General features: G+C 61.4%; 7 protein-coding genes. 2 read left to right on the forward strand and 5 right to left on the reverse strand.

Annotation, left to right across the window (positions count from 1 at the left end; genetic code table 11):
• Nucleotides 1-141 precede the first annotated feature (141 nt).
• Nucleotides 142-705, forward strand: coding sequence for a DUF4112 domain-containing protein (locus JAO77_RS05715; RefSeq protein ID WP_198989327.1), 564 nt, complete (start codon nt 142-144; stop codon nt 703-705).
• A gap of 270 nt (nt 706-975) precedes the next feature.
• Entirely contained in the window at nt 976-3,990 is a 3,015-nt protein-coding gene (locus tag JAO77_RS05720) for a glycosyltransferase family 117 protein (protein WP_198989328.1), read from the forward strand.
• An 86-nt stretch (nt 3,991-4,076) separates the two neighbouring features.
• Here JAO77_RS05720 and JAO77_RS05725 read toward each other — a convergent pair whose 3' ends face one another.
• The 5 genes from JAO77_RS05725 to JAO77_RS05745 form a co-directional block, all read right to left on the reverse strand.
• Nucleotides 4,077-4,631 carry a GNAT family N-acetyltransferase gene (locus tag JAO77_RS05725; RefSeq protein WP_198989329.1) on the reverse strand — a complete coding sequence of 185 codons (555 nt, stop codon included), beginning with the start codon at nt 4,629-4,631 and terminating at the stop codon, nt 4,077-4,079.
• A gap of 137 nt (nt 4,632-4,768) precedes the next feature.
• On the reverse strand, nt 4,769-7,177 hold the full coding sequence (locus tag JAO77_RS05730; RefSeq protein WP_198989330.1) for a glycoside hydrolase family 2 TIM barrel-domain containing protein: 2,409 nt from the start codon (nt 7,175-7,177) through the stop codon (nt 4,769-4,771).
• Between the two features lie 98 nt (nt 7,178-7,275).
• Nucleotides 7,276-8,805 (reverse strand): glycoside hydrolase, encoded by a 1,530-nt coding sequence (locus JAO77_RS05735; RefSeq protein ID WP_198989331.1) that lies wholly within the window; start codon nt 8,803-8,805, stop codon nt 7,276-7,278.
• 176 nt (nt 8,806-8,981) lie between these two features.
• Entirely contained in the window at nt 8,982-10,523 is a 1,542-nt protein-coding gene (locus tag JAO77_RS05740; RefSeq protein WP_198989332.1) for a RagB/SusD family nutrient uptake outer membrane protein, read from the reverse strand.
• 21 nt (nt 10,524-10,544) lie between these two features.
• Nucleotides 10,545-13,685, reverse strand: a complete 3,141-nt coding sequence (locus JAO77_RS05745; RefSeq protein ID WP_198989333.1) for a SusC/RagA family TonB-linked outer membrane protein — start codon at nt 13,683-13,685, stop codon at nt 10,545-10,547.
• Nucleotides 13,686-13,911 lie beyond the last annotated feature (226 nt).

Raw genomic sequence — 13,911 nt, forward strand, 5'->3', positions numbered from 1 at the left:
AAAGCAGTCGTAAGCAAATGCAGGTAGTTGTCAGGCTCCCCCTCTCTTTTTCGGAGAGGGGGCTGAGGGGTGAGGTTCCCACGTTAGAGCGTCCGTCCCTCGCCGCGGGGCGTATACAAGCCAGTTCTCTACCTCCCGACCATGCCCCTCCTCGCCGCCCGCCCCGCTGTACCTGCTACTTCCGCCGAAGCCGACGACCGTCTGCGCTGGGTCGAGGGCGTAGCCCGCCTCATGGACAGCCAGTTCCGGCTGCCCGGCACACGGTTTCGCTTTGGCCTTGACCCGCTGCTGGGGCTGGTACCTATCGTAGGCGATTTGTCGTCTACGGCCGTGTCGGTGGCGCTGCTGATGACAATGATGCGCCATGGTGCCAGCGGCGCGGTAGTAGTGCGTATGGCGCTCAACATCTTCATTGATACCGTGGTGGGTGCCATTCCGCTGATAGGCAACATATTCGACTTTGCCTACAAGAGCAACGAGCGCAACGTGGCCCTGCTGCGCCGCCACTACGCCGAGGGCAAGCACAACGGCAGTGGCAAAGGCTTAGTAGCCTTGCTGCTGGTAGCTTTCGTTGCATTGGCCGGGCTAGTAGGTTGGGGCGGTGTAGAGTTGGTGCGCTGGGTATGGCACTACTTCGAGGCGCAGCCCGAGGCGGCCACAGGACCAGTTGCAGCGCTAGTGCGCGGTTGGTGGGGCGGGGCCTAGGTCGTTAACTGGTTGCAGCTAGAGAGTGTAGCTGGAGCACCGCTCTTAGGTAGTCAAAAAATAATATTCAAGAATAAAGACAATTATTCTTGCGACTAGGCGCAACCTCGCGTGGGGCAACGTGTCGTTTAGGTGAACAGGGTTTCAACAAGACAAGGGGTAATAGCAAGCTAGCTAACTGGTGGTAATGACCAGCTTAGTCAGGTAGTTATTGCCCATTTCGAAGCGCCTGATTCGTCACGTCCACCCTTATTTTCCTGGTTGTTGCCGATGCTGTCCTTTTCCAAAAAGAATAACCTCGTGGGCTGGCTGGTCTTTGCCGTGGCCCTAGGTACCTACCTCAAGACCCTAGAGCCCACAGCCTCGTACTGGGACTGCGGCGAGTTCATTGCCTGCGCCTACAAGTTGTTGGTGCCGCACCCACCGGGCGCGCCCACCTTCCTGCTGCTGGGCCGGGTGCTGTCCCTGCTGAGCTTCGGCGACCGGCAGGTAGTAGCAGTGCTTATTAATGCCTTATCGGGCCTGAGCAGCGCCTTCACAGTCCTGTTCTTGTTCTGGATAATTACCCACCTAGGGCGCAAGTTACTGGTGCCAAGCGCGGCAGCGGGTGCAGCGACCCCGGCGCCCACGGCCGGCCAAACTTGGCTTATCCTGGGGGCGGGCGTGGTGGGGGCGCTGAGCTTCGCCTTTTCCGACTCGTTCTGGTTTAATGCCGTGGAGGGCGAAGTCTACGCCATGTCGAGTTTGTGCACGGCCGCCGTGGTCTGGATAATGCTGAAGTGGGAGGCCCGCGCCACCGAAGCTGATTCTGATAAGTGGCTCATCCTCATTGCTTACGTTATCGGCCTCAGCATCGGGGTGCACTTGCTGAATCTGCTGGCGCTGCCAGCCCTGGCCTTTATTTATTACTACCGCCGTACGGCCAACCCAACTACCCTAGGCGGCATCATCACGCTGGTAGTGAGCATGGCTATCGTGGGTTCGGTGCTGGTGGGCATCATTCCGGGCCTGCCCACGCTGGCGGGTGGGTTTGAAGTGTTCTGTATCAACAACCTAGGGCTGCCATTCAACTCGGGGCTAGTTATCTTCTTAGTATTGTTTGGCGGGTTCATTTACGCCGGTTTCCGGCTGTCGCAGCGGCGCCATAGCCAGCTGCTGAACACGGCCATGCTGTGCTTCGTGTTTATTCTGATTGGGTATTCGAGCTACCTCATCGTGCCCATCCGGGCTTCGTTCCAGCCCACGATTAATGAGAATAATCCGTCGGACGTGCTCTCGTTCGTGAGCTACCTCAAGCGCGAGCAATACGGCTCGCGGCCCCTGCTCTACGGCCCGCAGTTCAACGCCCAGCCTGACCACTACACCGACGGCACCCCGCGCTACCAGCGCAAAAACGGGCACTACGAAGAGCTGCTGCCCCGTGCCCAGGAGGCCGGCTACGCCGACGCCGATAAGATGCTGCTGCCCCGCATTTACAGCACTATTCCGGCTCACATTCAAGAGTATAATACCTGGCTGCCGGGCCTGGATGCCAACCCCAACGACCCCAGCGCTAACCCCAAGCCCACGATGGGCCAGAACCTGAGCTTCCTGTTTAAGTACCAGCTGGGGCACATGTTCTGGCGATACTTCGGCTGGAACTACATTGGGCGCGAGTCCGATATTCAGCAGGCGAGCGTACTCACGCCGTTTAGCGCCCGGGCCAATGAACTGCCGGCGCGGGTAGGGCAGAGCGCGGCGCACAACAATTTCTTCGCTATTCCGCTCATGTTGGGGCTGCTGGGGCTGGTGGTGCAGCTGCGCCGCCGCGGGGCCGATGCGCTCATTGTGGGGTTGCTGTTTGTATTCACCGGCCTGGCAATTGTAGTGTACCTCAACCAGCCGCCCATCGAGCCGCGCGAGCGCGACTACACCTTCACGGGCGCCACGTTCGCGTTTGCCATCTGGATTGGCCTAGGAGTCATCGGGCTGGCCCAGGCGCTCGAAGCGGTGCTACGGGCCGACCGCCTGCGCACCACCGTGGCCGTGCTGTTAGGCTTGGCCTCGCCGGCCATCCTGGCCTCGCAGGGCTGGGACGACCACGACCGCTCGGGCCGCTATGGCGCCGTAGATGCGGCTAAGAATCTGCTCAATAGCTGCGCCCCAAACGCCATTCTGGTCACCAACGGCGACAATGATACCTTCCCGCTCTGGTATGCCCAAGAGGTGGAAGGAGTGCGCTCTGACGTGCGCGTGACCGTGCTGCCCTACCTCAATACCGACTGGTACATTCAGCAGCTCCGGCAGCAAGCCAACCAGTCGGCCCCGGTGGCCCTCTCGATGGGCGACACCACCTACACGCAGGGCAACAACGATATCCTGCCCTTCATGCCCAACGCGGCCGTGGATAGCCTTGACCTTAAGCAGTTTTTGGCCTTGGTGGGCCAGGACAGCCCGCTGCTGCGCTACACCGACGGCACGTTTTCGACCAGCACCTTTCCCACGCCCAACTTCTACCTGAAAGTAGACACCGTCGCCGTGCGGCGGGCCGGCCTGGCAGGCCCTGAGCGTAGAAACCAGCTAGTGAGCGAGCTGCGCTGGAGCATGGGCAAGCGCTCGATGGAAAAGAAAAACCTAGTGTTGCTCGACCTCATTGCGACTAATAATTGGCAGCGACCCATCTACTTCAGCTCGTCGGTGGCCACTTCCGACTACATGAACCTGGAGCCCTACTTCCAGCTCGAAGGCTTGGCTTACCGTCTGATGCCGTTTAAGAACCCCGACTACGCCGCCACGCAGGAGGAGGGCTACGTGCCGACGGCCCTCAATGAGAAGCAACTGCTGCATACCTTCTCGTACCGCGGGCTCAACAACAAGAACATCTTCTACGACGAAAACAGCCTGCGCTTCCCGGCTTACTACCGCGACAAATTTGCCCGCCTCGCCAACGCCTACCTCGCTAAGGGCAACGCCGCCAAGGCCAAGGAAGTGGCCGACTATTGCCTGCAAGTGATGCCCCCCGACACGGTGCCCTACGACTCGTTTTCGCCCTTGCTGGCCCCCGCGCTGCTGGCCGGCGGCGCACGCGAGCGCGCCAACGTGCTGCTCGACACCACCCTGCGCGAAGCCACGCAGCAATTGGACTACTACGCCGCCCGCCCCGACGCCGCCCTATTCGACTACCCCCGCAACCTGAACCTGATGCAGGTGCAGAATGTGTACCGCGCCGCCGCCCAGATGCAGGACACCGCCCGCGCCCAGCGCGCCCTGGCCATGTTGCAGTCCTATTTGCAGCGTCAGCGCTAGGTACATACCCTAGGAAACCGCTACAAAAAGAAAGCCCGGACTTTAGTGAGTCCGGGCTTTCTTTTTGTAGTCGCCACGCGGTATAATCAGGCTATTGGAAAAACCAGAATGTCATACGCTTGCTCTTGAAACTCGATTTCTCCTACTTGTTCCAGCCCCAGCTTTTGGGTGTGCACCCAGCGAGAGGCCGCATTCTCAGTAGCAATGAAAGCTACCCCTAGGTCGAAGCGCCCCGCCAGCGTCTGTTTCGTGGCAGCGAAAAGCTGCTCAAGTAATCCCTGGCCCCGGTACTCCTGCCTGACCAGCACTGGCCCATAGTAAAACCAGTGGTAGTCCGTCACCGGGCGCTGCTGGTACAATAGGCTAGGCAGCAGCTCATTGATGGCTTGAATAAAAGGCGGGTAGCGCTCGGCCGGCAGCTGAGAATTGATAACAAAGCCAGCTAGTTCCTCCTGATGATAGGCCACTTGGCCCGGCACCGAGGCCAGCATGGCACCTAGGGCCGGCGTCGCAAACGAGCCCGTCAGGAAACCGCCTTGCCGAGCGTTCTCGTCCAGATTTTGATAGGTATACTGGTTGGCCAGCTCGGCTAGGGCAGGGGCATCAGCCACAGAGGCTTCCCTAATAGTGAACTCGTTCATGTATGCTGCTTGAGGCTGGTAAAAGTAAAGTAGCTTGGACTTTGTAGTCCAAGCGCAAGCAACGCGAGCAATACGTAGGGGAACGTTGATGCTCGCTGCGCTCGCGCTCGGACTACAAAGTCCAAGCTACTGCTTGGCTACTCTGCTCGTAGCTCAGTCTTGGCCACCCGTAGGCCGGGAGCGGTTAGTGTCACGCCGATGGTGCCAGCGCCGGTAGCTTGCACGTATACTAGCAAGTGGCCTAGGTGGGCGCGGTGCTGGGGAATGGTGGGCGCGTCGTGGTTAGCGAGGTCGCCGTTTTCGATACCTAGGAGGCGAGCCGGTCCGGTGAGCGCCACCGTGATTTCGTCGGTGGCGGTGGGTACGAGGCGGCCGGCCTCATCCACGATAGTGACTTCGAGTTGGGCCAAGCCGCGGGTTTTGGCGGGTAGGGTGCGGCGGTCGGGCGTGAGCTGAATGGCGGCGGGCGCGCCGGCCGTTTGCAGCTTCATTTCACCCACTACTTTATCGTTGCGGTAGCCTTTGGCCGAAAGCTCGCCGGCGGCGTAGGGCACGTCCCAAGTGGGCTGGCGGCCGGGTTTCTTGCCTAGCGACTGGCCGTTGAGGAACAGCTCGGTGGCCTCGTTGGTGGTGTAGGCACTCACGCGGACTTGGGTGGCGGTGGGCCAGTTCCAGGTGGCGGTGCCGCGCGGGCGGCGGCCAGTGGCGCCGGCAGCGGGCGCTTCGGCGGCCACTAGGTAGAGCATGGGCGCGCTGGTCCACAGGCTTTGGCGCAGGTAGTACTCAGGCTTGGGGAAGCCGGCCATGTCGAGCAGGCCCGCGCCGTTGGCGCGCTGGGGCCACTTGCCGGCTTCGCCTAGGTAGTCGATGCCGGTCCAGAGGTACTGCGCCGACACGTAGGCATTGCTGTCAACGGCCGCCCAGGCGTCGCGGGCCATGCCGTTTTCGCTGCCGTAGATGATGCGGTTGGGATACTGCTTGTGGTCTTCGGGGTAGCGAAACTCCTGGTAGTTGTAGCCCACTAGGTCGAGGGCGGCGGGGTAGTCGGTGAAGTTGGACATCACCACGCCGGCCAGCGCCGCCGTGATGGGCCGCGAGCTATCGGCCTGCTTGGCCACTGCCACTAGGCGCTTGGCGATTGGCCCCATTGCGGCGGCGGGCGGGTGGTTGGGCAGGTAGCCCTTGCCGTAAATCTGCGGGTTACGGCCGGTGTTCAGTACCTCGTGCGAGTAGGGGTCGTTGGGGTAGTCGATTTCGTTGCCGATGCTCCACATGATAATGCTCGGGCGGTTGCGGTTGCGCAGCACCATGTCGCGCAGGTCGCGCTCGCCCCACTCCTTGAAGTACTCGTGCGAGCCAAATTGCGCGGGTGTGCCTACGTTCCAGCCGGCCACCCACTTGTTTTTGCCGTGCTCCCACTCGTCGAAGGCCTCATCCATCACCAAGAACCCTAGACGGTCGCAGAGTTGGTAGAGGTAATCGGCGTGGGGGTTGTGGCTCATGCGCAAGGAGTTGCAGCCGCCAGCCTTCAGCAGCTTTAGGCGGCGCTCCCACACCTCGGGCGGCACGGCCACGCCAAGCGCGCCCGCATCGTCGTGGATGCACAGGCCCTTGAGCTTCATGTTCTCGCCGTTCAGGAAAAAGCCCTGGTTGGCATCGAAGCGGATGCTGCGCACGCCCACTTCTTCGGTTACTTCATCGGTGGGCTGGCCGGCCACCCCTAGGGTGGTGCGCAGGTGGTACAGGTTGGGGTGGTCTACGGACCACAGCGCGGGCTGCTTGATGGGAAAAGTCAGCGTGGCGGTGGCATCGGCGCCGGGCTTGTCGGCTACCGTTTGCTTGGCCGTGGCTATGGCTTGGCCATTGGTATCGAGCAAGGTACTCGTAACCGTCACGGTAGCGGCCTTGGCCGAGGCGTTGGTAAACGTCACGGCTACCCGGCCGGTGGCGGCGCTGGCGCTCACCGTGGGCGTGGTGAAAGCCACGCCCCAGGGCCGGATGTGCACCGGCGCGGTAGCCAGCAAATACACATTGCGATAGATACCCGAGCCAGTGTACCAGCGCGAATCGGCCGCCTCGTGGTGGTCTACGCGCACGGCCAGTACGTTGGGGCCGGTGGGGTTGAGGTAGGGCGTCAGCTCGTACTGAAAGGAGGCGAAGCCGCTCGGCCGCTTGCCCAGCGAGTGGCCATTCAGCCACACCTCGCTGTTCTTGTACACCCCGTCGAAGTAGATGAACACCTTCTTGTTACGAAAGCTAGCGGGCACGCTAAACGACTTGCGGTACCAGCCCACCCCGCCCGGTAAAAAGGCGGTGGCGCTGGCCCACTGCTCGCTGTACGGCCCCTCAATGGCCCAGTCGTGCGGCAGCGTCAGGGCGCGCCAGTCTTTATCGGCGGCTTGGGGCTGCTGGCTGCCGGGTACATCACCTAGGTGAAATTTCCAGTCGCTATTGAATAATAGCTGCTGGCGCTGCGCGCTGGCTGAGTGGCTGCCTAGTAGGAGGCAACTGGCTAGTAGTAAGAGTAGGGTAGGGCGAAATCTCATGAGGTGGGAAAAAGAGAATTGTAAGATGTATCCGGGCGCGTTAACCTCACCCCCGGCCCCTCTCCTTGGGGAGAGGGGCCGGGGGTGAGGTTAACGCGCTAGCGCAACTCGCTCACCAGCGTAACAATGGAGCGCGGCGCAACTTGCAGTGGCTGGCCCGCGGGCACCGGCGCACCCGGCTGCAAGTCGGCCGTAGCCGAGGTGACGTAGGACTTGCCCGCTCCCAGCCGGCTACCGCTGAGCACGAGTTGCACTGTGGCCGGCGTATCGTAATCGTTCACAACAACCGTCACCAGCTGTTTGCCATTCGAGCTTTTATAGACCGACACCAGGGGTTGACCAGTGCGAGCCGAGTCGGCCAGTTGGGCATCGAGGCGCACGGCGCCTGGGCGCAGGTAGCGGCTGTAGTTACCTAGGGCCCACAGCATCTTGCTGGGGTGGTAGGTGCCGTCGGTCTTATTCTTGTCGATGTACACTAGGCCATCCTTGTAGTCGTAGGGCGAAATGGCCAGCCACCACTGCCAGGCGGTGGCGTTGCCCACGGCTAGGTCGTAGTGCACGACTTTAGCCAAGTACAACGCCGGTTTCATCCCTAGGTCGCGCGGCCCGCCGTTGATTTCGCCCGCGTTATCGCCCAAGATGCAGTACTCGCTCTGCCAGTAGCTGATGCCTTTCAGCGCCGCTACCCGGGCCGCGAGCTGCCGCCGCGTGGCGATGGCTGTAACGGTTGGCGAGGTCGTGAAGTAGCTATGCCCCGCCATGATGGACGCCACCTGCGGCGTGCTGCCTAGGTAGGTCGGCGCGGCCTTGTCGCCAAAAAACGCGGCCAGCTGGTCGCCCCGGCCGGGCTTGTCGGCGGTGGTAAAGAGGTAGTCGAGCTTGCCAGCCTCGGTCACCAGCACCTTAGTGGGCAGGCGCTGGGCGGCCAGGGCGGCACTGGTGGCTTTGGCTACGCCCGCTATTTCGGGGTTGCGGAAGGGGCTACCTTCCTGGCCGCCGTCGCTCCAGTCCCATTGGGGCTCGTTGATGGGGCTGAGGTAGTCGAAAGTGATGCCGGTGGCTTGCTTCACACCCTGTACTACTTTGGCGCAGTAGGTACCTAGGGCGGCGTAGTTGGCGGGTTGTAGGTTGGTTTCGCCGCCTTTGGCGTAGGCCTTGCCGGTGGTGGTGAGCGACACGGGTGGACTATTCAAGAAACCTAGGAACTGCTTGACGCCGCGTTGCTGGGCCGCTTTTAAAAACCACAGTTGCCCCGCCTGCCGCGTGAAGTCGTAGCTGCCTGTGGGTGTGAGAAATGACTCGGCGCGGCGCCACTCATCCTTGATGCCGCTGGCCTCGCCCTGCTCAGCGCTACCCGCCCCGATGTTGAAGCGCCACATCGAGAGGCCGATGCCTTTGTCTTGACTGAAGAGCAGGTCGGCAATGGCTTCCTTCTTAGCGGTGGGCCAATTGCCCACAAACTGCCCCGCCCAGGCATCGGAGGCGGCAAAGTTGGCGATGGTCTGGTGGGGCTTAGCGGCGTCGATGCGCACGGTGGTCACGGCCGGAGCCTGGGCGCGAGCGGCGCTGGCGGCTAGTAGCCCAACGGCCAGCGGCGCTACAGCCTTCAAGGTGAAGGAGAAATGCATAAGGAAAAGACTTGAAAAAGGTAATCCGGCTGCCCCTCCGGTATAAGGTGGGCAGCCGGACTAGCAATAAGTGAAACTAGAGGTGGGCGGTGTACTGTGGACGCTGTGAGTCCGTGCGTAAGAAGAGTAGCACCAACCACGCGCGGACCCGCAGGGTCCACGGTACGCCCGCCGGCTTAGTAACCAGGGTTCTGAGTTACGTTGCCGCCCGAGAGCTGAATCTGGGGCGTCGGAATCGGGAAGAGGTTATTCTTCTCCGAAATCTGGTCCTTCACCTTGCCCTTGTCGTAGGGGTCGGTGCTGGTGAGCTGCGCTTTATTGAAGGCCGTCATCACGTCAACCAAGCGCTTCTGGCGCACTAGGTCGTAGTAGCGGTGGCCTTCCATAGCCAGCTCGAGGCGGCGCTCCAGCCAGATGTCATTGAGTAGCTGCGTGCCTGACGAGGTGCGCGGCAGCACCGTGCCAGGGCTGAGGCGATTGGCGCGAGCGCGCACCAGGTTCAGCGAGGTCAGGGCTTTGGCGTCCTGGCCCAGCTTGTTCGAGGCCTCGGCGTGGATGAGCAGCAGGTCGGCCAAGCGCATCTCAATGCGGTTGAGCGGCGCGTGGTTTTGCTCGTTGGCGGGGCGGTCGGCTAGGGGCAAGAACATCTTGCGGCTAATGCGGCCCGACTCGTTTTCGCTCACCTTGGTATCGTAGTTCGAGTAGTCGAAATTGGCCGTTTTGGGGCCGACATTGTCACCCTGCTTGATGATAGTCCACTGGCGGCGCGGGTCATTGCCAAAGGCCTGCTCTAGGTTGCTGCTGGGCGTGTTGAAGCCCCAGCCGCCGTCGGCGCGGCTGCGCATTACCACCGTGAGGGCGGTGCCAAGGTTGAAGGTCTGGTTGGCGTTGTAGTTGAGCTCAAAAATTGACTCGACGCCGTTGGGGTTGCTCACGCTCCACACCTTGTCGAAGTCACCTAGGCTGTACTGGTTCGAGTTGATAACCGTTTCGGCGGCCGTCTGGGCCAGGGCCCACTGTTCGGTAAAGAGGTAGGCTTTGGCTAGGTAGGCATTGGCGGCGCCTTTGGTGGCGCGGCCTTTGTCGGCGCTGGCGCGGGCGTTTTTCTCGGGCAGCGCAGCGGCGGCTTCCTGAAAGTCCTTAATAATCTGCGCGTAGCACTCGGCGGCCGTAGCGCGCTTGAGGGTCACGGCATCGGCGGGCGACACGGGAGTGAGCACCAGCGGCACTCCGCCGTAGCCCTTCACTAGCTCGAAGTAGTTGTAGGCCCGGATAAACTTGAGCTCGCCAATGAGCTGCTGCTGTAAGGTGGGGTCGATGGGCGCCTTGGCGATGCCCACTAGCGCGGCGTTGCAGTTGCCAATCGACTGGTAGATGTGCGTGTAGCGGTTGTCGAACCACTCGTTGTTGGGTAACCAGAAGAAGCGGGCGAAGTCGCCAAACTCGCGCTGGTCGCCGGCAATGGCGTTGCCCTTCCAGGCATCGTCTGAGCCCGCATCGCCAAACATGCGAGTGCGGTCAATCTGCCACCAGTCGCTTTGGTCGGCCAGGGCGTAGCAGCCCATCACGGCCGCCTTGCACTCGTCGGCGGTGGTGTAGTAGTTATCGGTGGTTTGCTGGCCCTGGGGCGATTGGTCCAGGAAAGTAGAGCACGACTGCGTACCTAGGCTCAAGCTCAGGCCCAGCGCCAGGGTGAATAGGCGGGAGTAATTTTTCATGACGGTGGCGGGTGGGGAGAGTTAGAAGCTGATGTTGGCGCCCACCAGGTAGGTGCGGTTGGTGGGGTAGTTGCCGAGGTCGATGCCGCGGTTCAAGGCCGACGAAGCATCGGTGTACGAGCGGCCGTAGCCGATTTCGGGGTCGGCGCCGCTGTACTTGGTGAAGGTGAACAGGTTCTGGCCGCTCACGTAGAGGCGCAGGCCAGCCATGTGCAGGGCGCTGGTTACCTCCTTGCGGAAGGTGTAGCCCACTTGTAGGTTGCGGACGCGGGCGTAGGAGCCGTTCTCCACGTAGAAGTTGTTGAAGCGCGTCAGGTTCTGGTTGTTGTCGTTGGCCGTGATGCGGGGCACCGTGTTGGAAGAGCCTTCGCCATTCCAGGCGGTGTTTTCGAGGCCGGCTATCTTGTTGTAGTTGTAGCTGCCCGAGTACCACCAGCCTTTGCTGGCGTTCACGATGTCGTTGCCGAGGCTACCCACCAGCGAGGCTTGCAGGTCGAAGCCCTTGTAGCCCATGTTCAGGTTCACGCCAAAGGTCATGGCCGGCGTGGGGTTGCCGATGTATTTCTGGTCGTCGGCATTAATCACGCCGTCGCCGTTGAGGTCCGCAAAGCGGAAGTCGCCGGGCTTGGCATTGGGCTGAATGACGGTGCCATTGGCCGACTTGTAGGAGTCAATCTCGCCCTGGTTTTGGAAGATGCCCGTGTTCTGGTAGCCGTAGAACGCGCCCACGTAGCCACCTTCCTCGGTCTTGGATGGCCGCCCGAAGATGGGCGTATTGCCCGAGTACAGCGCTTGGCCGTTGGCCAGCGTACCGATTTTGCTGATGGCGCGGGTGCCGTTGATGCTCAGGCCGTAGGTGAAGGCGCCTTTGTTTTCGGCGTAGCCCACTGTGAAGTCCAAACCGTTGGTTTTCATGCTGCCGATGTTGGTCACCGGGCTGTTGTAGCCGTAGCCAGCGTGGCCCGGAATGGCCTGGGCCATAAGCATGTCGGTGGTGTTGCGGCGGAACACGTCGAAGGTAGCCGTCAGGCGGTTCTGGAAGAAGCCGAAATCAATACCTAGGTCGTAGTCCTCTACGGTTTCCCACTTCACGTTGGGGTTGGGTACGTTGCTCTGGATAACCGCCACTTGCGCCGTGCGGTCGTCGCCGGTCACGTAGTAGGTCTTGGAGAACGTGCCGGTGTAGGCCGAGTTGGTGATGCCGTTGAAGCCGGCGCCGCTGAAGGTGCTGATGTTCTGGTTGCCCACGCGGCCCCAGCTGGCGCGCAGCTTCAGGAAGTTCAGGGTCTCAAACGACTTCATAAACTCCTCGTCGGTGATGAGCCAGCCCGCCGACAGCGAGGGGAACGTGCCCCAACGGTTGTTGGTCGGGAATACCGACGCCCCGTCGCGGCGTATGCTGGCCGACAGCAGGTAGCGGCCCTTGTAGTCGTACGTCAGACGCCCGATAAGCGAGGCAATCGTATTCGTGTAGGTATTGCCGTTAGCATTGTAGTTGGCCGTGGCCGCGTCGAGCTGGCGCAGGCTAGGGTCATTGCTCGGAATGGCCTGGCCCGAAGCCACCTCATTATTCAGCCTGAACTTCTCGAACGTGGCAGCAGCCAGGGCCGTGAAGTTGTGGTCGCCCAGCGACTTCGTGTAAGTCAGGGTGTTGGTGTTGTTCCAGTAGAGGTACAGGTTGTGCTCGCGCGTCACCTGGTTTACTTGGTTGCGCTCGTTGGCGTCGATGGTGTAGAACGGCGAAAACGCGTTGCGCTCGTAGAAGTTGGTGTTCGTGCCAAAGCGCGTTTCGGCAATCAGGCCCGGAATAAACTCGTAGTTGGCGTACACGTTGCCCACCAAGAAGTACTGGTTACGCTTGTCGTCGTTGCGCTCCACCACGGCCAGCGGGTTGCCAATGTCGGTGGGCGAGGCCCCGTAATTGTCGTAGGGGTTACCAGTGTTGCGGTCCTGGCGGGGCGAGGTGATGGGGTCATCGTTGAACGCATCCCGAAACAGACTACCATTATTGAGGTACTTCTGGTTGGTCATCGAGATGTTCAAATCCTGGCCCACCTTGAGGTGTTTGGCTGCTTGGTACTGGGTTTTCACGCGCAGCACGAGGCGGTCGAAGTCGGTGCCGCGTACCAGGCCCCGCTCCTTGTAGTAGCTAAGGCCCGTAGAATACTGCACCTTATCGGAGCCGCCCGACAGACCTAGGGAGTAGTTTTGGGTGATGCCGCGCTGCCGAATCTGGTCCCACCAGTTAGTGCTTTGGGTGTACTGGTCGGGGTTGGCGTACACGGGCTGGTTGCCCGAGTTGGTAGCCGCTAGGTTCATGATGCGAGCGTACTCGCTGGCCGACGCCATATGGGGCACCCGCGTGGGGTTCGATACCCCGTAAGTAGCATCAACCGTAATCACCGGCGCGCTCACCGAGCCCGCTTTGGTCGTGATGAGCACTACGCCATTGGCCGCCCGCGAGCCGTAGATGGCCGCCGAAGCCGCATCTTTGAGCACCGTGAGGGTGGCAATGTCCTTCGGGTTGAGGTAGTTGATGTCATTCACCGGCAGGCCGTCTACCACGTAGAGCGGGCTGTTGCCGTTGATGGTCGAGATACCACGCACCAAAATCTGGGGCTGGCTGCCCGGCTCAGAGCCGGCGCTGGTTACGGTCACGCCGGCGGCCTTGCCTTGCAGGGCTGAGCCTACGTCGCTCACCGTCAGCTTCGAGAGCTCGGCGCCCTGCACCGTAGTTACGGCGTTGGTCACGGTCCGCTTTTCCTGCGAGCCGAAGCCGATGACTACGGCCTCGTCGAGGGCCTGGGCGCTCGCGGTTAGCTTTATGCTTAGACCCTGGCCAGTGGCGGCCACTTCCTGGCGCTCGTAGCCGATGTAGGAAATAACGAGGGTAGGGGTAGCTGTGCCCTCGGGCACCCGCAGCGAGAAGCGGCCGTCGGCGTCGGTGGTGGTGCCAACGGTGGTGCCTTTTAGTACCACCGTTACGCCGGGTAGACCGGCGCCTTTTTCATCAAGTACGGTGCCGCTCACGGGCGTGTCGGCGGCTGGCGCGCGGCGGGCGGTACCTAGGGAAGCGCCCTCGGTGGGGAGAGCGGCAGCGGGTGCGGCGGCCACTGCCAAGGGCAGCATGGCTCCGCACAGGAGTATAGATTTTGCTTGCATCAGCAAGAAGATATGCGACGGGCCAATGCCCGCCTGGGTGGGGAAAATGTGGAAATCAGCTCGACTTGCGTTTCGAAGCAGGCGGTGGACACCGGCTCGGAAAAAGGGCGCAAAAGAGGATGTAAAAGTACCGGCCGCCTTGCCCCCCAGGGGGCGCATTTTTCGGCAGAAGGGGGGCCAAAACCCGGCATTCTCAGCCGACCATTGAAAACCGCTTGTTAGGTAA

Source organism: Hymenobacter sp. BT559, from assembly GCF_016427535.1.
Classification (GTDB): Bacteria; Bacteroidota; Bacteroidia; order Cytophagales; family Hymenobacteraceae; genus Hymenobacter.

Excerpts from the sequence above, each read along its gene's own strand:
- JAO77_RS05715 (WP_198989327.1), top strand. The coding sequence starts at position 142 with ATGCCCCTCCTCGCCGCCCGCCCCGCTGTACCTGCTACTTCCGCCGAA.
- JAO77_RS05720 (WP_198989328.1), top strand. The coding sequence starts at position 976 with ATGCTGTCCTTTTCCAAAAAGAATAACCTCGTGGGCTGGCTGGTCTTT.
- JAO77_RS05725 (WP_198989329.1), bottom strand. The coding sequence starts at position 4,631 with ATGAACGAGTTCACTATTAGGGAAGCCTCTGTGGCTGATGCCCCTGCC.
- JAO77_RS05730 (WP_198989330.1), bottom strand. The coding sequence starts at position 7,177 with ATGAGATTTCGCCCTACCCTACTCTTACTACTAGCCAGTTGCCTCCTA.
- JAO77_RS05735 (WP_198989331.1), bottom strand. The coding sequence starts at position 8,805 with ATGCATTTCTCCTTCACCTTGAAGGCTGTAGCGCCGCTGGCCGTTGGG.
- JAO77_RS05740 (WP_198989332.1), bottom strand. The coding sequence starts at position 10,523 with ATGAAAAATTACTCCCGCCTATTCACCCTGGCGCTGGGCCTGAGCTTG.
- JAO77_RS05745 (WP_198989333.1), bottom strand. The coding sequence starts at position 13,685 with ATGCAAGCAAAATCTATACTCCTGTGCGGAGCCATGCTGCCCTTGGCA.